The sequence below is a fragment of the Streptomyces sp. NPDC004752 genome (assembly GCF_053601275.1).
Genome location: NZ_JBSGBN010000169.1, coordinates 1 through 18334 on the forward strand (window position 1 = coordinate 1; position 18334 = coordinate 18334).

Sequence of the window (18334 nt, forward strand, 5' to 3'; positions counted from 1 at the left end):
GGCGCGAGGTGAAGGAGCGGCGCGGCGAGGTCCTCGCCGCGCTGCGGGAGGTGCGGCAGCGGACCGCCGGGATGCTCGCCGAGCAGGCCAGGGAGCATGCCGCGCGGTGGGCCGAGGCGGACCGGGAGCAGCTGGGGCTGGCGGCGGCGCAGGAGACCGGGGACGCCGATGCCGTGGCCCGGGCCGAGACGGTGCTGGCCGCGGCGCAGTGGGAACTCGGGGAGGTCCAGGAGGCGGCGCGGCGGTGCCAGGACGAGGCACACGCGCGTGCCGTCGAGATCCTCGCCGAGGCGCGCGTGCGGGAGGATTGGATCGCCCGCGAGACCGAGCGGGTGCTGCGTGAGCACGGCGAGGCGTGGGACGACATGCAGGCGCAGATGGACTGCGTACGCAACAGCCTCAGCTCGCTGACCGGGCGCACTGTCCGGGAGTGACGCGGACGCGGTCTGCGTCGCGTCCCCGGGAGTGACGCGGTCCGCGCCGCGTCGGCTCTTCCCGCGCACCGGGCCCGCGGGTACGCCACCGGCGACCGGGCTCGTCATGAAGTCAGGCGTGAAGTCCGCCATGAAGTCCGGCGCGAAGTCCGGCGGGAACGCCGACAGGACGAGCAACGGACTGAAGCAGCCGCGTCAGTCCTGCAGCACCGGGAAGCGGCGCGGTGCGAGGAGCAGCAGGGCCAGGAAGGCCAGGGCCGCCGCGCAGGCCGCTCCCAGGTACACCGCGTGCACCGCCTCGGCGATCGCGTGCCGGGTGGACTCCGAGGCGGCGCCGGCGTCCAGGGAGCGGGTCACCGTGTCCAGGTCGCCCGCGCCGCCCAGCCGGGCGGCCAGCACGCCGTTGGCGATCGCGCCGAACACGGCGGCGCCGAGCGTCTGGCCGGTCTGGCGGCAGAACAGGATGGAGGCGGTGGCCGTGCCGCGCTCCGCCCAGTCCACCGTCGACTGGACGCCGATGATCAGCGGCAGTTGGAACAGGCCGAGCGCGGCGCCGAGCAGCAGCATCAGCAGCGTCGGCTGCCACGCCGCGCCCGGGTACGGCAGGAACGGGAACGCGAACAGGATCAGCGTGGCCGTGCCGATGCCGAGCAGCGCGGTGTCGCGGAAGCCGATGCGCCGGTACACGTGCTGGCTCAGCGCCGCCGACACCGGCCAGGTCAGGGTCCATACGGAGAGCACGAATCCGGCGGCCACGGGGGCCAGGCCGAGCACCGACTGCGCGTACGTCGGCAGGAACACCGTGGGCGCCACCATCAGCAGGCCCAGCGCGCCCAGCGCGAGGTTGACCGCCGCGATCGTACGGCGCCGCCACACCCACCCGGGGATGATCGGCTCCGCAGCCCGGCGCTCCACCCACACCACGACCGCGACCAGGGCGAGGCCCGTGCCGAACAGGGAGAGGGACGGCGCGGACAGCCACGCCCACGCCACCCCGCCCTGCACCAGCGCGGTCAGCAGCGCCCCGCCGCATGCGAACACGGCCAGCGCGCCCGCCCAGTCGATGCGCGGGCGGGTGCGCGGCTCGCGCGGGGGCTCGTGGAGATGACGGACGATCAGCCACAGGGCCGCCGCGCCGATGGGCAGGTTGACCAGGAAGATCCACCGCCAGTCCGCGTAGGCCGCCAGCACACCGCCGAGCCCCGGACCCGCGACGGCCGACACCGCCCACACCGTGGACAGCTTGGACTGGATCTTCGGGCGCTCCTTCAGCGGGTACAGATCGGCCGCGAGCGTCTGTACCGTGCCCTGCAACGCCCCGCCGCCCAGGCCCTGCACGATGCGGAACGCGATCAGCGCCGCCATGTTCCAGGCGAGCGCGCACAGCAGCGAGCCGATCAGGAAGAGGGCCGCGCCCGCGACCAGGACCGGCTTGCGGCCGAAGGTGTCGGAGAGCTTGCCGTAGACGGGGAGGGTGACGGTGACGGCGAGCAGATAGCCGGAGAACAGCCAGGAGAAGACGGAGAAGCCGCCGAGGTCGCCGACGATCTGCGGGACGGCCGTGGAGACGATGGTGGAGTCGAGTGCCGCCAGTGCCATCGCGAGCATCAGGGCGGCGACCACCGCGCCCCGGCGACTCGTTGCGGCCTGCTGAGCGGCGTCCCGTATCGCGGGTTTCGTGCTGCCCACCGGAGTCCCTCCCCTGACTGGTTTCCCCGTGCATCCATCCGGCGTACGACAGCTTCCCACTTGACCCTGACGCGACGGGAGGGTGGAGGCTTCCTTGGCCGGAGGGTGGAGCCGACCCCGAGAGGGGCTCCACCCAGCGGTGGACGGCCCCTAGGGGTATCTCCGTACTGAGGCCCGGGGAGGGTTCGTCCCGGCGGAGGACGAGAGTCACCCGCCATCGTCCTTAATCTGGCTTTACGCCGCTGGGGGGCGGCTCTCCGCACAACAGGGGTGGGGTTTTCCCCAGGAGAAGACGGGGCTGTGCACCAGCGCGCGGCACCCCCGTCGGCCACGAGACTCATCGACGTACCGCTTCGCGCCACTCAAGCGCAAACCGACATAGGAGACTTACCGTGACATCGGCTGTGACCACTCCCAGGCACGGGGGTACTGGAGGGCGTACGGCCGTTGCCGCGCGGGCGCTGCAGGTCGTCAAGGCGTACGGCTCCGGGGAGACCCGGGTCGTCGCCCTCGACCATGTCGACGTGGACATCGCCCGCGGCCAGTTCACCGCGATCATGGGCCCCTCGGGGTCCGGCAAGTCCACCCTGATGCACTGCCTCGCCGGTCTCGACACGGTCACCGGCGGACAGATCTACCTGGACGAGACCGAGATCACCGGCCTGAAGGACAAGAAGCTCACCCAACTGCGCCGGGACCGGATCGGGTTCATCTTCCAGGCGTTCAACCTGCTGCCGACGCTGAACGCGATCGAGAACATCACCCTGCCCATGGACATCGCCGGGCGGAAGCCGGACAAGGCGTGGCTGGACCGGGTCGTGGAGACCGTCGGCCTGGCCGGGCGGCTCAAGCACCGGCCGAACCAGCTCTCCGGCGGCCAGCAGCAGCGGGTCGCCGTGGCCCGCGCGCTGGCCGCCCGCCCCGAGATCATCTTCGGTGACGAGCCGACCGGAAACCTCGACTCCCGGGCGGGCGCCGAGGTCCTGGGCTTTCTGCGCCGCTCGGTCGACGAACTCGGCCAGACCATCGTGATGGTCACCCACGACCCGGTGGCCGCCTCGTACGCGGACCGGGTGCTCTACCTCGCCGACGGCGCCATCGTCGACGAGATGTACCAGCCGACCGCCGACCAGGTCCTCGACCGCATGAAGGACTTCGACGCCCGGGGGCGCACGTCATGACCGTGCTGAAGACCTCGCTGCGCAACTTCTTCGCGCACAAGGGCCGCATGGCGCTGTCGGCGATCGCGGTCCTGCTGTCGGTCGCGTTCGTGTGCGGCACCCTGGTGTTCACCGACACCATGAACACGACGTTCGACAAGCTGTTCTCGGTGACCGCGTCCGACGTCACCGTCTCGCCCAAGGACACCAAGGGCGATCAGGGCCCCCGCAACGGCGTGCCGCGGTCGCTGCCCGCCGCCACGCTGGACCGGGTCAAGACGGTGGAGGGCGTCAAGTCGGCCGAGGGCGCGGTCAGTTCGATGAGCGTGACGGTGGTGGACCGGGACAACGAGAACGTGGGCTCCACCACCGGCGCGCCCACCATCGCGGGCAACTGGACCCGTAACGACCTGCGCTCGATGGACATCACCTCCGGGCACGCCCCGCGCGGGCCGACCGAGGCGATGGTCGACGCGGACACCGCCGACAAGCACCACCTGAAGCTCGGCGACGAACTGCGGACCATCGCGCAGACCGGTGACTTCACGGCCCGGATCGTCGGCATCGCCACCTTCAAGGTGACCAACCCCGGCGCCGCCGTCGTCTACTTCGACACCGCCACCGCCCAGCGCCATCTGCTCGGCGCCACCGGCCGGTACACCCAGGTCAATGTCACCGCCGCGACGGGCGTCTCCGACGCGCAGCTCAAGCGGAATGTCGCCGGGGCGCTCGGCGGACCGTACAAGTTCCAGACGGCCAAGGAGAACGCCGACGAGAACCGCAAGGACGTCGGCGCCTTCATGGACGTCATCAAGTACGCCATGCTCGGCTTCGCCGGGATCGCCTTCCTGGTGGGCATCTTCCTGATCATCAACACCTTCTCGATGCTGGTCGCCCAGCGCACACGCGAGATCGGCCTGATGCGGGCCCTCGGCTCCTCCCGCGGGCAGGTCAACCGGTCGGTGCTGATCGAGGCGCTGCTGCTCGGTTTCGTCGGCTCGATCCTCGGGGTCGGCGCCGGCGTCGGCATCGCGGTCGGCCTGATGAAGCTCATGGGCGCGGCGGGCATGGAACTGTCGACCCGGGACCTGACCGTCAAGGCCACCACCCCGGTGGTGGGCCTGGTGCTCGGGGTGGTCGTCACCGTGCTGGCCGCCTATCTGCCGGCCCGGCGCGCCGGCAAGGTTTCCCCGATGGCCGCGCTGCGCGACGCCGGCACACCGGCCGACGGCCGGGCGGGCCTGGTGCGCGGGCTGATCGGCCTGGTGCTCACCGGCGCCGGCGCCGCCGCCCTGTACGCGGCGGGCACCGCCGACAAGGCGACCGACGGCTCGCTCGTCCTCGGCCTGGGCATCGTGCTGACCCTGATCGGCTTCGTCGTCATCGGCCCGCTGCTGGCCGGCGGCGTGGTCCGGGTGATCAGCGTGGTGCTGCTGCGGGCCTTCGGACCGGTCGGCCGCATGGCCGAGCGCAACGCCCTGCGCAACCCGCGCCGCACCGGAGCCACCGGCGCCGCCCTGATGATCGGCCTCGCGCTGGTCGCCTGCCTGTCGGTGGTCGGCTCCTCCATGGTCGCCTCCGCCACCAGCGAACTGGACAAGTCGGTCGGCGCGGACTTCATCATCGAGGGCAACCAGCCGATCGTGCCGCAGGCGGAGAAGGCCATGCAGCAGACGCCGGGCCTGGCCCACGTCACCCGCTACAAGGACATCGACGCCACCCTCACCTCGCCCGACGGCAAGGCCGACGACTCGGGCCTCACGGCCGCGGACCCGACGTACGCCGACGACCTGCGCCGCCCGACCACCGAGGGCACCCTGAAGGACGCCTACGGCACCGGCGCCATGTCGGTGGGCTCCGACTACGCCAAGAAGCACGGCGTGCACGTCGGCGACACCCTCACCGTCGCCTTCAAGGGCGGCCGGACGGCCAGGCTGAAGGTGGCCGCGATCACCGACGACTCCACCGCGATCGACCAGGGCGCGCGCTACACGAGCATCGCCACCATGGAGAAGTACCTCCCCAAGAGCCAGATCCCGCCGAACGTGATCATGTTCGCGAAGGCGGAGAGCGGCCACGAGAAGCAGGCGTACGCGGCGCTGAAGAGCGCGCTGAAGAAGTACCCGACCTATCAGGTGAGGGACCAGACCGACTACAAGAAGGAACTGCAGGACCAGGTAGGCCAGCTCCTCAACATGGTCTACGGCCTGCTCGCCCTGGCGATCATCGTCGCGGTCCTGGGCGTGGTGAACACCCTGGCGCTGTCGGTGGTCGAGCGGACGCGGGAGATCGGCCTGATGCGGGCCATCGGCCTCTCCCGCCGCCAGCTGCGCCGCATGATCCGCATGGAGTCCGTGGTCATCGCCCTCTTCGGCGCCCTCCTCGGCCTCGGCCTGGGCATGGGCTGGGGCACCACCGCCCAGAAGCTGCTCGCCCTGGAGGGCCTGGGCGTCCTGGACATCCCCTGGCCGACGATCATCGGCGTCTTCATCGGCTCGGCTTTCGTGGGCCTGTTCGCCGCGCTGATCCCGGCGTTCCGGGCGGGCCGGATGAACGTACTGAACGCGATCGCCACGGAGTAGCGATGTAGCGATGTAGCGATCTCAAGGCCGCCGCAGACGGGGGTTGCGGGGGGAAGGGCCGGGCCCGGTGGACGATCCACCGGGCCCGGCCCAGTTCATCCGCGGGAGTGCAGGATGCGGCCGATGTGCAGAACGACCACCGTGGCCGAGTCCTCCTCGATCTGGTACATGAGCCGGTACGGTCCGGTGTGCATCCGCCGCAGATCGGGCGACCCGAGGGCGATGGACCCGTCAGGGCGTGGATCGTCGGCGAGCAGATCGGCGGCCGCGAACACCCGGCCAAGCCCGTCCGGATCCTCCTTGAGGAAGCGAACCGCGCTGTCGGTGGCCAGTTCGTGCCAGATGATCCGGAAGGTCACTCGCCCCCCAGACCGAGCATCTTGCGGACCTCTTCCTGCGGGACACCGACGAACGTGCCGTTCGCCTTCTCCGCTCGGTAGCGGATAAGAGCGAGCTGTTCCTCCAGCTCAAGCACTCGCTCCTCCAGCTCCGCCAACTCGCTGGGGTTTATGAAGACGGCCGCGGCCTGGCCGTGATCCGTGATGGTGATGCGCTCGCGTGCGTTCGCCGTCCGGCGAACGAGGGACCCGAACCGGGCGCGGGCCTCAGTGATGGGGAACGTAGCACTCATGTGCAGAACTGTACGGTTCATGCACCGTCCAGTCGATCGCTCTCACGGGTGAACGCCCCGCGGGCGTCGTAGGCTGGACACCCCCGGCCCGCACAGCGTGTCGGGTCATTCGCGTTGCCCATCCCCGGACGGAAGCCCCTCTCCATGAGCCTGCACGGTCTGCTCGACGCCGTCGTCAAGGACGCCGCCCTCGCGGAAGCGATCAAGGCGGCAGCCGACGGCAACCGCATGCACGTCGACCTGGTCGGCCCCCCGGCGGCCCGCCCCTTCGCGGTCGCCGCCCTGGCCCGCGAGACCGGTCGCCCCGTGCTCGCCGTGACGGCGACGGGCCGCGAGGCCGAGGACCTGGCCGCCGCGCTCCGCTCACTGCTGCCGGCGCAGGGCGTCGTGGAGTACCCCTCCTGGGAGACCCTCCCGCACGAGCGGCTCAGCCCGCGCAGCGACACCGTCGGCCGCCGCCTCGCCGTGCTGCGCCGCCTCGCCCACCCCAGCCCCGACGACCCCGAGACCGGCCCGGTCTCCGTCGTCGTCGCCCCCGTGCGCTCCGTGCTCCAGCCACAGGTCAAGGGCCTCGGCGACCTCGAACCGGTGGCCCTGAGAAGCGGCCGGAACGCCGACCTGAACGAGATCGTGGACGCCCTCGGCGCCGCCGCGTACGCGCGCGTGGAGCTGGTCGAGAAGCGCGGCGAGTTCGCGGTGCGCGGCGGCATCCTCGATGTGTTCCCGCCCACCGAGGAGCACCCCCTGCGCGTCGAGTTCTGGGGCGACGACGTCGAGGAGATCCGCTACTTCAAGGTCGCCGACCAGCGCTCCCTGGAGGTCGCCGAGCACGGCCTGTGGGCACCGCCCTGCCGCGAGCTGCTGCTCACCGACGACGTACGCACGCGTGCGCGTACCCTCGCCGAGGAACACCCCGAACTGGGCGAACTGCTCGGGAAGATCGCCGAGGGCATCGCGGTCGAGGGCATGGAGTCCCTGGCCCCCGTCCTGGTCGACGACATGGAGCTGCTGCTCGACGTCCTGCCCGCGGGCGCCATGGCCGTCGTCTGCGACCCGGAGCGGGTACGCACCCGTGCCGCCGATCTCGTCGCCACCTCGCAGGAGTTTCTGCAGGCGTCCTGGGCGGCCACCGCCGGCGGCGGCAAGGCCCCCATCGATGTCGGCGCGGCCTCCCTGTGGTCCATCGCGGCCATCCGGGACCGGGCCCGTGAGCTGGGCATGATGTGGTGGTCGGTGTCCCCGTTCGCCGCCGACGAGTCGCTGACATCGGCCGCTGACGCGGCGGGGGATCCCGACACCCTCAAGCTGCGCATGCACGCGCCGGAGACCTACCGGGGCGACACCGCCAAGGCGCTCGCCGACACCAAGGGCTGGCTCGCCGACGGCTGGCGCACGGTCTTCGTCACCGAGGGCCATGGACCGGCCGCCCGTACGGCGGAGGTACTCGGCAACGAGGGCGTCGCGGCCCGCCTGGAGGTCGACCTCGGGGAGATCGCGCCGTCCGTCGTGCACGTGGCGTGCGGCTCGATCGACTACGGCTTCGTCGACCCGGAACTGCGGCTCGCCGTGCTCACCGAGACCGACCTGTCCGGGCAGAAGGCGGCCGGCCGGGACGGCGCCCGCATGCCCGCCCGCCGCCGCAAGACCATCGACCCGCTGACCCTGGAGGCGGGCGACTACATCGTCCACGAGCAGCACGGCGTCGGCCGCTACATCGAGATGGTGCAGCGCACCGTGCAGGGCGCCACCCGCGAGTACCTGGTCGTCGAGTACGCGCCCGCCAAACGCGGCCAGCCCGGCGACCGCCTCTACATCCCCACCGACCAGCTGGAGCAGATCACCAAATACGTCGGCGGCGAGGCCCCCACCCTGCACCGCCTGGGCGGCGCGGACTGGACGAAGACCAAGGTACGCGCGAAGAAGGCCGTCAAGGAGATCGCCGCCGACCTGATCAAGCTGTACAGCGCGCGGATGGCCGCCCCCGGCCACGCCTTCGGCACGGACACCCCCTGGCAGCGCGAACTGGAGGACGCCTTCCCGTACGCCGAGACCCCCGACCAGCTGACCACCATCTCCGAGGTCAAGGAGGACATGGAGAAGTCGGTCCCGATGGACCGACTGATCTGCGGGGACGTCGGCTACGGCAAGACGGAGATCGCGGTACGGGCCGCCTTCAAGGCGGTGCAGGACGGCAAGCAGGTCGCGGTGCTCGTGCCGACCACGCTGCTGGTGCAGCAGCACTCCGGGACGTTCGGCGAACGCTACGCGCAGTTCCCGGTGAACGTGCGCGCCCTGTCCCGCTTCCAGACCGACACCGAGGCCAAGGCGGTCCTGGAGGGGCTGGGAGACGGCTCGGTGGACGTCGTCATCGGCACCCACCGCCTCTTCTCCTCGGAGACCAAGTTCAAGGACCTCGGCCTGGTCATCGTCGACGAGGAACAGCGCTTCGGCGTCGAGCACAAGGAACAGCTGAAGAAGCTGCGCGCCAACGTCGACGTCCTGACGATGTCCGCGACCCCGATCCCGAGAACCCTGGAGATGGCGGTCACCGGCATCCGCGAGATGTCCACGATCACCACCCCGCCGGAGGAGCGGCACCCGGTGCTGACCTTCGTCGGCCCCTACGAGGAGAAGCAGATCGGCGCCGCGATCCGCCGCGAACTGCTGCGCGAGGGCCAGGTCTTCTACATCCACAACCGGGTCGAGTCGATCGACCGGGCCGCCGCCCGGCTGCGGGAGATCGTCCCCGAGGCCCGCATCGCCACCGCGCACGGCCAGATGTCGGAGTCGACGCTGGAGCAGGTCGTCGTCGACTTCTGGGAGAAGAGGTTCGACGTGCTGGTCTCGACGACGATCGTCGAGTCCGGCATCGACATCTCCAACGCCAACACGCTGATCGTGGAGCGCGGCGACACCTTCGGCCTGTCCCAGCTGCACCAGCTGCGCGGGCGCGTGGGCCGGGGAAGGGAGCGGGGATACGCGTACTTCCTCTACCCCCCGGAGAAGCCGCTGACGGAGACCGCGCACGAGCGGCTCGCGACCATCGCCCAGCACACCGAGATGGGCGCCGGCATGTACGTCGCGATGAAGGACCTGGAGATCCGCGGCGCCGGAAACCTGCTCGGCGGCGAGCAGTCCGGCCATATCGCGGGCGTCGGCTTCGACCTGTACGTACGCATGGTGGGCGAGGCCGTCGCCGACTACCGGCGCCAGCTGGAAACCGGCGCGATCGAGGAGGAGCCGCCGCTGGAGGTCAAGATCGAGCTGCCCGTCGACGCGCACGTCCCGCACGACTACGCGCCCGGCGAGCGGCTGCGCCTCCAGGCGTACCGGGCCATCGCCTCCGCCAACTCGGAAAAGGACATCAAGTCCGTACGCGAGGAACTCGTCGACCGCTACGGCAAGTTGCCCGAACCGGTGGAGAACCTGCTGCTGGTGGCCGGTCTCAGGATGCTCGCGCGCGCCTGCGAGGTCGGCGAGATCGTCCTTCAGGGCAACAACATCCGGTTCGCGCCGGTGGAGTTGCGTGAGTCGCAGGAGCTGCGGCTCAAGCGGCTGTACCCGGGGACCGTCATCAAGCCGGCCGTCCACCAGGTCCTGGTCCCCCGCCCGAAGACGGCGAAGGTGGGCGGCAAGCCCCTGGTCGGCCGTGAACTCCTCGCCTGGGTCGGCGAGTTCCTGACCACGATCCTGGGCTCGTAGCGGTTCATTGCGGCCGGTAGCGGTTCATTGCGTTTCGAGCCGGTGCGTATCGGTCGGGTGCCGGGCGGTGTTCGTCGGGCGGACGATCGGTGAAGCCGCGGGCGCGGCGGTCGTCTCGGGACCTGCTCGGCGGTCCGCGGCGGCCGTGTCGGACCCGGGCGGCGGTCCGCAGCACGGAAAGCGTCGCCGCCGGGACGCGGATCTGCGTTCGCCGGGTCCGGGTCGCCGCCCACTGGTCCATGCGGGCATCCACGGGGCGGTGGGGTGCCGGGAGCCGGTGATGCGCCTGGTGTCGGTGGCGGGGCGCCGGGCGTGGTGAGTGCGAGATCGTCGGTCGGCGCAGCGGTTCGGGCCGCACATCACCTGGAAGCGGGCGGGCCGCGCCCTGCCCCCCGCCGACCCTCTCACCGAACCACTCGACGGTCCCTGGGGCGCGGCCCTGTCCTGCGGTCCGCTGTCCTCGCGGTCGACACCGGGGATCGGCAGGGTGTGAGCCGACCCACAAACCGCCGTCGTGCCACCGGTGATACGCCTGGCTTGCCTCCAACGCCCCTTTGAGCCCGCTCCGGTGCCCATCGGCGGGCAGCTACCGTATAACCGGCGACGATCTGCTCCGACGCGGGGCGGACAGAGGAACCTGGGGGCGCACCGTGAGGTGTCTGAGGGGCGGGGCCGTCATCGCTGCCGTCGTGACGTTCGCCGTGGGCGGCTGCACGGACCAGCAGACGGACGGATCCGCCGGGCCCGAGGGGACAGCGGGCGGCGGCGCGGCCCTGACCGCCGCGGAGTCACTGACCGTCAAGGGGCGTGCGCCGAAGACCGGTTACGCCCGCGACCGGTTCGGCACGGCGTGGGCCGACACCGACTCCAACTCCTGCGGCACCCGCGACGACATCCTCAAACGCGATCTGCGGGAGGTGAAGTTCACCGACGGCGACTGCAAGGTCTCCTACGGCCTGCTGGAACCCGATCCGTACTCCGGCAAGGACATCACCTACCGGCGCGGACGCAGCCAGGTGGACATCGACCACATCGTCGCGCTCTCGGACGCCTGGCAGAAGGGCGCCAAGTACTGGGACGCGAGCAAGCGCATAGCCCTGGCCAACGACCCCCTCAACCTGATCGCCGTCGACGCGAGCACCAACCGCGGCAAGGGCGACGGCGACACGGCGAGCTGGCTGCCGCCCGACAAGTCCTACCGGTGCGCCTATGTCGCCGCCCAGGTCGCCGTGAAGAAGAAGTACGAGCTGTGGGTCACCGCCCCGGAGCAGGCCGCGATGCGGAAGGTTCTCACCAGTTGCCCGAACCAGAAGCTGCCCTCCGGCGGCAACCCGACCAAGGCACCGGAGCGCTTCCACGCACGCTGAGCCTCAGCCGCCCGGCGCGTCCAGGTCGAGGACCGGGCCGGCCGGCTTCTGCGCCGGTACGGGCTGGTCGTGGGCGCTGAAGGTGAGACGCACCGCGTCCTTCACGGACCCGCCGTCGACGCCGGACGTTTTCCTGCCGGTGGCGTCCGAGTCGGTGTCCTCGGCGTCCTGGGCGTCCTGGGCGTCCGAGCGCACCGAGCCCAGGTCGCAGTAGCCGGCGATGTCTTCTTGGCGTATTGGCGTCTTGACGTCCTGGCCCTTCACGGACAGCTTCCGTTCCCGCGGCCCGCCGCCCGCCGACCCCGCGCGGCCGGTCCGCCGACCGCCGACGACCATCGGCGAACTCGCGCGCGAGGGTGCCCTGGTGATGCGCACCGGCGGCTACGGCACGGTGGCGCCCGACCGAACCGGCCGCCCCCGCCATCCCGGCCATCCCGGTTATCCCGGCCGTCCCGCGTGGAATCGTCGGTTCCGGCTTCTTCCGCCGCACCCGCGATGTCGTGCGCGCGGGCGCGGGTGATCCGGGTTGACAACGGTTCGGTACATCCCTGTCCACATCCTTGGACCGCTTGTCCCCGGTGGGCCATATGCTCGAAGCGACAACCGACCGAGCCGCGTTGCCCGCGCAGCGGACCGCCGGCCGGGCACGCACGCCCACTTCAGGCAATACAGGAGCAGCCATGCAAGGCCACGGCTACGCACAGCCGGTGAAGCAGCCGCCGCACCCCGCGTGGCAAGTCTTCCTGCGCGTGCTCTTCGTGGGGCTCGCCTTCATCAGCATGGGTTTTCTGACCTGGGCGATGATGCTGCGCCTCGCCGCTGTGACCCGTAGGTCGCTGGACCGGGGCCTGCTCGTGGTGGTGCTGGTGGCCGACGTGCTCGGCGTGGTGCTGCTGGGCAGCGAGCCCGGCGACGAGATCCACACCATCGGCGGCTATGTGGGCCTCATCGTGCTCCTCTTCACGCTCGTGGCCTCGACCGCGTACTACCTGGTCGCGGACATACGCCACTTCCAGCAGCTCCAGGAGGCCCACGACAGGCGGCAGACACCGGCGTACGGCTACGGGCAGCCGCCGTTCACCGCGACGACCGTACCGGTCATGTCGCAGCCCGCGATGCCGCCCGCGTCCACCCCCCACATTCCCACCCCGCACGGGCCCGTACCGCACACTCCCGTACCGCACCCGCCCGCCGCCCAGCCTCCCGCGCCGCAGCCGCCGATGCCCGCGCCGCCCACGCGCCCGGCACCCGCCCGCATCGACCAGGTGCGCGCCGAGCTGGACGAGCTGAGCGACTACCTGCGCAGACACGACGGTCGGCCCGCGGACGGCAACGGCAGCGACCACGAGGGCGGAAGGTGAGCGTGGCGACGGGACGCGTCGTCGCCGGACGCTACGAACTGTCCACGCTGATCGGGCAGGGCGGCATGGGCCAGGTCTGGACGGCGTACGACCAGCGGCTCGACCGGCGCGTGGCGGTGAAGCTGCTGCGCCCCGACAAGGTGGCCGGACAGGAGGCCGACGAACTGCGCCGCCGGTTCGTGCGCGAGTGCCGGGTGACCGCGCAGGTCGACCACCCCGGCCTGGTGACCGTGCACGACGCGGGCAGCGATGACGAGGAACTGTTCCTCGTCATGCAGTACGTGGACGGCGCCGACCTCTCCGACCACCTCGTCGGGCACGCCCCGTACCCGTGGCAGTGGGCGGTCGCGGTCGCCGCCCAGCTGTGCGCCGTGCTGAGCGCCGTGCACGCGGTGCCGATCGTCCACCGGGATCTGAAGCCGCGCAACGTGATGGTGAAGCAGGACGGCACGGTCACCGTCCTCGACCTCGGCGTCGCCTCCGTGATGGACACGGACACCACCCGGCTGACCCACACGGGCACGCCGATCGGCTCGCCCGCGTACATGGCGCCCGAGCAGGCGATGGGCGGTGCGGTCGGCCCGTACACCGACCTGTACGCGCTCGGCGTGCTGCTGCACGAACTGCTCAGCGGCGACGTGCCGTTCGCGGGTTCCACGGCGCTCGGCGTGCTGCACCGGCACCTGTACGAGCCGCCGCTGCCCGTGCGCCGGATCCGTTCCGAGGTGCCGGAGCCCTTGGAGGCGCTGGTGCTGCGCCTGCTCGCCAAGGACCCGCAGCACCGTCCCGCGTCCGCGCAGGAGGTCTACGAGCACCTGGCGCCGCTGTTGCCCGGACGCGGCACGCCGACCGGGCAGCCGCTCGATCCCACGCGCCCCTTCCTGCGCCCGCACGCCCCCTGGCCGGACCGCGCGCGCACGCCCGTGCCCCGGACCGCCCCGGTGCCGACCGGCCCCGGCAAGCCCGATGTCGCCGCCGCCGTCGACGAGGTCAAGCGGCTGCTCGGCGAGGGCCGCATCACCCAGGCCGTGGACACCCTCGGCGCGATCCTGCCGACCGCCGCGGAGCAGCACGGCGAACACTCCCCGGTCGTGCGCACGCTGCGCAAGCAGTACGCGGCCACACTGATGGACGACGGCCAGTACCGGCGGGCGCTGCCCGAACTGCGCCGCCTGGCCGACGAACGCGCTGCCGAGGCCGGCCCGTCGGATTCGCAGTCCCTGCGCTTCCGCTACGAGGCCGCCCAGTGCCTGGAGCAACTCGGCGAACCGGCGGCGGCGCTCGCCGAGTACCGCGCACTGCTGCCGTACTACGAGAACCAGTACGTGTCCGGCGACCCGCGGCTCGGCCACGACGTCCGCCGCCGCATCGGCCATCTGCTGCTCGCGCTCGGCGACCGGCCCGCCGCCCACGACACGCTCGCGCGGCTGCTGATCGACGTGGAGCGTATGCACGGACCGGGCCACCCGCTGGCCGCGGAGGTCCGGCGGAGCCTGCAGTGGCTGGGGCAGGTCCGCGGCTAGTTTTGCCATCTCCGGTGGGAATTTTGTGATCTTCCGGGGGCGGAGTTTTCCGACGGCAGAGGCGGAGCCGGATAGGTTGCGGTTCGTTTGTGCCAGACAGCGTGTGCCAGGCGGTGTGAGTCGGACAGCGTGTGCCGGGCGGCGTGAGTCGGACAGCGTGGTCAGACAGCGTGTGCCGGGTAGTGTGCGCCGGTCGGCGTGCGCCGACCGCGCGAGCCGTCGCAGGCACCGAGCAATCAGTCGCAGGCACCGAGCAATCAGGGGTGGGGTCTTCATGTCCAGCCATCGGCAGTCCAAGAAGCGCAGATACGTCACGTGGGCGGTGGCGGGTGCCGTCGTCGCGGTCGGCGCGGGCCTCGCCGCACAGTCCTCCATGGCCGCCACCACCTGGCCCGCGCAGAAGACGTACACCGGCCGTGCCTTCGACACCTGCGCCGCGCCGTCCCTGGCCGCGATGAAGGCATGGCACACCGGGTTCTACGGGGCCGCCGCCGTCTACGTGGGCGGCAAGAACCGCGGCTGCAACCAGCCCAACCTGACCGCCTCCTGGGTCAAGTCCGTCAGCGCCGTCGGCTGGAAACTCATCCCGATCTACGTCGGCGCCCAGCCGCCCTGCCAGACCGGCTCCAGCCCGGAGAAGCTCACCGCCTCCACCGCCGCCTCCCTCGGCGCGCACGACGCCTCCGACGCCGTGGCCAAGGCAGCCGCGCTCGGCATGAAGGCGGGCAGCCCGATCTACCTGGACATGGAGGGGTACGACGTCACGAACAAGGCGTGCAACGACGCCGTGCTGACATACGTGCGCTCCTTCACGAAGACGCTGCGGGGCAAGACGTACCGCGGCGGCATCTACGGCTTCACCAGTTCCAGCGCCAAGGCGATCGCCACCGCGACCAACAAGACGGACCTGCCGGGCAACCTCTGGTACGCGCTGTGGGACAAGAAGAACACCACGACCACGGACTGGCCGTGGGGCGCGACGCAGTACACGAACCACAGCCGGGGCCACCAGTACATGGTGAACAGCAAGGAGACGCGGAACGGCTACACGATCACCGTGGACCGGGACGCCTGGGACGCTCCGGTGGCCCTCGTCGGCTGACGCCACCCCACGGAGCGGGCGGCGGCGGTGCCCGAAGAGCAGGTGAATCGTTGGTCCGATGGGTTGGCCAGAGCCCGCCCACTGCCTACCATCGATCACCGCAAGACCTTGTGCACCGTCGCACAATCTCCTCGGGAGGCTTCCTTGCACCGCCGCCGTCGCACCGCGCTCGTCCTGTCCGCCGCGATCGCCGCCGCGGCACCCCTGCTCACCGCCTGTGGAAGCGACGCGCACCCGGGCGCGGCGGCCGTCGTGGGCGGCCAGCGGATCACGGTCGCCCAGCTGGAGGGCCGGGTGAACGAGGTGCGCCGGGCGCAGCACGCCGCGGTGCCGGACGAGACCCAGTTCCAGCAGGTCCTCGTCTCCACCAGCAGCCTCACCCGCGACACCCTGCACAACATGGTCCTCGACCGGGTGCTGCACCGGGCCGCGCAGGACGAGGGCATCACCGTGAGCCGCAAGGAGATCCAGCAGATGCGCACCGGCCTGGAGCAGCAGGCGGGCGGCGCGAAGGCGCTGGAGACGACGTGGCTCCAGCGGTACGGGGTCGCACCGAAGCGGCTCGACGACAACCTCCGGATCCAGCTGGAGGCCCAGAAACTCGCCCAGAAGCTCGGCACCGACACCTCGGCGCCTGCCTTCTGGAAGGCCCTGTCCACCGTCTCCGCGGGACTCCGCGTCGACCTCAACCCGCGCTACGGCGCCTGGGACGTGGAGAAGAGCAGCCGCGTCGACGCGAAGACACCGTGGGTGCGGGAGGTCACGGCGAGCGGCACCCGACAGCAGACGGCCTGACGCTCAGGTCGGACGGCCTGATCCGCAGGCCAGACGACCTGATCTGCCGGTCAGACGACCTGATCTGCCGGTCGGACGCACTGATCCGCAGGTCAGATGCCCTGACCCGTAGGTCACGGGTCGGCCGCCGGTGACGGTCGGTGCGGGACCCGCCGGTGACGGTTGGGGCGGGATCTGTCGGCGACGACTGGGGCGGGATCGGTCGGCGATGACTGGGCGGGCGGCGTCGGTCATACGATCGCATCGGCCGACCCCGCCTGTGGACAACTCGCGGGGCGGTCGGCGGGTGTGCGTTACGTTCGATGCGTGAACACCACCAGCCTCGAAGCCGCCGCACAGGGACCGGGCCCGGATGCCGCCCCGGGCCGGGTCGTCCTGCTCACCACCAGTCACCGCGTCGCGCCCGGCCTGCTCTCCTGGCCCGCCTGGCAGGCGCTGCGCGCCGCCGACCGGGTGCTGTGCGCGGACGGGGCGCATCCGCAGCTGCCCTATCTGCGGGAGGCCGGCATATCTGTCGAGGAGGCGTCCCCGACCGCCCCGGAGCTGGTCGACGCCTGTGCCGGCGGGCGCACGGTGGTGGTTGTCGCGACCGGCGAGGGCGAACCGGCCCTCACCGACGGACTGGCCCGCCTCGCCGGCTCCGGCCGCGTCCGGATGCCCGAGCTGGAGCTGCTCCCCGCCTCCTACGACCTGCCGGGCGCCCGGCTCCTCGACCTCGTCCAGGTCATGGACCGCATCCGCGCCGAGTGCCCCTGGTCGTCCCGCCAGACCCACCAGGACCTGGCGAAGTACGCCATCGAGGAGGCGTACGAACTCGTCGAGGCGATCGAGGCCGGCGACCGCGACGAACTGAGGGAGGAGCTGGGTGACGTCCTGCTCCAGGTCGTCTTCCACTCCCGCATCGCCGAGGAGGACGCCGAGGCACCGTTCTCCATCGACGATGTGGCCGGCGGCATCGTCACCAAGCTGATCCACCGGCACCCGCATGTCTTCGGCGACGAGACGGCCGAGACCCCGGCGGACGTCAAGGAACACTGGCTGCGGACGAAGGCGGAGGAGAAGCGGCGCGCCTCGGTGACCGACGGCGTCCCGCTCGGCCAGCCCGGGCTCGCCCTCGCCGCCAAGCTCGCCTCCCGCGTGCGTACCGCCGGACTGGAGGTGCCGCTGCCGCAGGGCGAGGGCATCGGATACGAACTGCTGGCGCTGGCGGCGCGGGCCGAGGCGGAGGGTGTGGACCCCGAGGCGGCACTGCGGGCGGCGGCCCGAACCTACCGGGACGCGGTACGCACGGCCGAGGGGGTGGACGCCTAGGCATCGCTCGGGGCAGACCCGGCACCCGCTCGAAGTCCGCCCGGCGGATCGACCGCTAGTACCGTCGGTCACACGGGTGGCCGCTATGCGTGGGGGCGTTGCATGGAGCGGGAGTTGGAGTGGCTCGTGGGCAAGCTCCAGGAAATGCCGGACGCACAGCGGGAGTTACGGTTCCCCGGGTATGCGACTCCCGAGTCGATGCACAGCTACCTGCTCGCGCTGCGGGAGCGGAGCCCGGAGGCATACCGGCAGTTCGTCGACCAGATGAGGACCACCGGCCGCCCCACGGCCGCCCCCGAATGGCGATTCCCACCCCGCCCCGGACCCACACACGCCCACTCCCCGCACACCGACTCCGACAGCCCCGACTCCGACAGCCCCGATTCCGACGGCCTCGATTCCGAAGGCCCCGGCTCCGACACCCCGGGCAACGCCGACGCCGACCCCTACGGCTCCGACTCCCACCCCTCTGGTTCCCACAACTCCGTTTCCAACGACCCCGTGGAGGCGGCCCGGCAGCTCGCCGTGATCTACGAAGCCCGCGCCCGGTACTGGTGGGACCAGCCTGACTGGTGGGATGGGAGCGTCTCTGATCAGCTAAGCGGTCCCATGCGAACCGTGGAGTTCGGCGTGGGTTCTGCCCACCTGGGCGGGGTAGCGTGAGCGTGCAGGTGGAA

At 71.3% G+C, this 18334-nt stretch carries 14 protein-coding genes and 1 pseudogene; 11 read left to right on the forward strand and 4 right to left on the reverse strand.

Annotated elements, in window-relative coordinates:
• Nucleotides 1-434, forward strand: a pseudogene (locus ACWEKM_RS41365) (cellulose-binding protein); the annotation flags it as partial.
• Between the two features lie 195 nt (nt 435-629).
• On the opposite strand, the gene ACWEKM_RS41370 reads toward ACWEKM_RS41365, so the two are convergent.
• The gene (locus ACWEKM_RS41370) at nt 630-2123 is read right to left on the reverse strand and encodes an MFS transporter (RefSeq protein WP_451626457.1); all 1494 of its coding nucleotides are present in this window, start codon (nt 2121-2123) and stop codon (nt 630-632) included.
• A gap of 392 nt (nt 2124-2515) precedes the next feature.
• Here ACWEKM_RS41370 and ACWEKM_RS41375 point away from each other — a divergent pair, with 392 nt between their 5' ends.
• On the forward strand, nt 2516-3304 hold the full coding sequence (locus ACWEKM_RS41375; RefSeq protein ID WP_451626458.1) for an ABC transporter ATP-binding protein: 789 nt from the start codon (nt 2516-2518) through the stop codon (nt 3302-3304).
• On the forward strand, nt 3301-5865 hold the full coding sequence (locus ACWEKM_RS41380) for an ABC transporter permease (RefSeq protein ID WP_451626459.1): 2565 nt from the start codon (nt 3301-3303) through the stop codon (nt 5863-5865). The genes ACWEKM_RS41375 and ACWEKM_RS41380 overlap by 4 nt, the downstream gene beginning before the upstream one ends.
• A 95-nt stretch (nt 5866-5960) precedes the next feature.
• Here ACWEKM_RS41380 and ACWEKM_RS41385 read toward each other — a convergent pair whose 3' ends face one another.
• Together ACWEKM_RS41385 and ACWEKM_RS41390 are read right to left on the reverse strand one after the other, a co-directional pair.
• A complete protein-coding gene (locus tag ACWEKM_RS41385) occupies nt 5961-6224 on the reverse strand; it encodes a type II toxin-antitoxin system RelE family toxin (protein WP_451626460.1) in 264 nt (87 codons plus the stop codon).
• Nucleotides 6221-6496 (reverse strand): type II toxin-antitoxin system Phd/YefM family antitoxin, encoded by a 276-nt coding sequence (locus ACWEKM_RS41390; RefSeq protein ID WP_451626461.1) that lies wholly within the window; start codon nt 6494-6496, stop codon nt 6221-6223. Before ACWEKM_RS41390 ends, ACWEKM_RS41385 begins: the two co-directional genes overlap by 4 nt.
• Before the next feature lie 144 nt (nt 6497-6640).
• On the opposite strand from ACWEKM_RS41390, the gene mfd reads away from it, so the two are divergent.
• The gene (mfd, locus tag ACWEKM_RS41395; protein ID WP_451626462.1) at nt 6641-10198 is read left to right on the forward strand and encodes a transcription-repair coupling factor; all 3558 of its coding nucleotides are present in this window, start codon (nt 6641-6643) and stop codon (nt 10196-10198) included.
• A 650-nt stretch (nt 10199-10848) separates the two neighbouring features.
• Nucleotides 10849-11565, forward strand: a complete 717-nt coding sequence (locus tag ACWEKM_RS41400; protein WP_451626463.1) for an HNH endonuclease family protein — start codon at nt 10849-10851, stop codon at nt 11563-11565.
• Between the two features lie 3 nt (nt 11566-11568).
• Here ACWEKM_RS41400 and ACWEKM_RS41405 read toward each other — a convergent pair whose 3' ends face one another.
• Complete coding sequence (locus ACWEKM_RS41405) at nt 11569-11940, reverse strand: hypothetical protein (RefSeq protein WP_451626470.1); 372 nt, start codon at nt 11938-11940, stop codon at nt 11569-11571.
• Nucleotides 11941-12245: 305 nt separating this feature from the next.
• Between ACWEKM_RS41405 and ACWEKM_RS41410 the strand changes: the two genes are divergently transcribed.
• The 6 genes from ACWEKM_RS41410 to ACWEKM_RS41435 all read left to right on the forward strand — a co-directional run bounded on the left by ACWEKM_RS41410 (nt 12246) and on the right by ACWEKM_RS41435 (nt 18320).
• Nucleotides 12246-12926, forward strand: a complete 681-nt coding sequence (locus ACWEKM_RS41410) for a hypothetical protein (RefSeq protein ID WP_451626464.1) — start codon at nt 12246-12248, stop codon at nt 12924-12926.
• A 38-nt stretch (nt 12927-12964) separates the two neighbouring features.
• Nucleotides 12965-14449 (forward strand): protein kinase domain-containing protein, encoded by a 1485-nt coding sequence (locus ACWEKM_RS41415; RefSeq protein ID WP_451626469.1) that lies wholly within the window; start codon nt 12965-12967, stop codon nt 14447-14449.
• Between the two features lie 274 nt (nt 14450-14723).
• Nucleotides 14724-15551, forward strand: a complete 828-nt coding sequence (locus ACWEKM_RS41420) for a glycoside hydrolase domain-containing protein (protein ID WP_451626465.1) — start codon at nt 14724-14726, stop codon at nt 15549-15551.
• A gap of 144 nt (nt 15552-15695) precedes the next feature.
• Nucleotides 15696-16346, forward strand: a complete 651-nt coding sequence (locus ACWEKM_RS41425) for a SurA N-terminal domain-containing protein (RefSeq protein ID WP_451626466.1) — start codon at nt 15696-15698, stop codon at nt 16344-16346.
• A 306-nt stretch (nt 16347-16652) separates the two neighbouring features.
• Nucleotides 16653-17657, forward strand: coding sequence for a nucleoside triphosphate pyrophosphohydrolase (locus ACWEKM_RS41430; RefSeq protein ID WP_451626467.1), 1005 nt, complete (start codon nt 16653-16655; stop codon nt 17655-17657).
• Between the two features lie 114 nt (nt 17658-17771).
• Complete coding sequence (locus tag ACWEKM_RS41435) at nt 17772-18320, forward strand: hypothetical protein (RefSeq protein ID WP_451626468.1); 549 nt, start codon at nt 17772-17774, stop codon at nt 18318-18320.
• Nucleotides 18321-18334 lie beyond the last annotated feature (14 nt).

Excerpts from the sequence above, each read along its gene's own strand:
- mfd (WP_451626462.1), top strand. The coding sequence starts at position 6,641 with ATGAGCCTGCACGGTCTGCTCGACGCCGTCGTCAAGGACGCCGCCCTC.
- ACWEKM_RS41410 (WP_451626464.1), top strand. The coding sequence starts at position 12,246 with ATGCAAGGCCACGGCTACGCACAGCCGGTGAAGCAGCCGCCGCACCCC.
- ACWEKM_RS41420 (WP_451626465.1), top strand. The coding sequence starts at position 14,724 with ATGTCCAGCCATCGGCAGTCCAAGAAGCGCAGATACGTCACGTGGGCG.
- ACWEKM_RS41380 (WP_451626459.1), top strand. The coding sequence starts at position 3,301 with ATGACCGTGCTGAAGACCTCGCTGCGCAACTTCTTCGCGCACAAGGGC.
- ACWEKM_RS41390 (WP_451626461.1), bottom strand. The coding sequence starts at position 6,496 with ATGAGTGCTACGTTCCCCATCACTGAGGCCCGCGCCCGGTTCGGGTCC.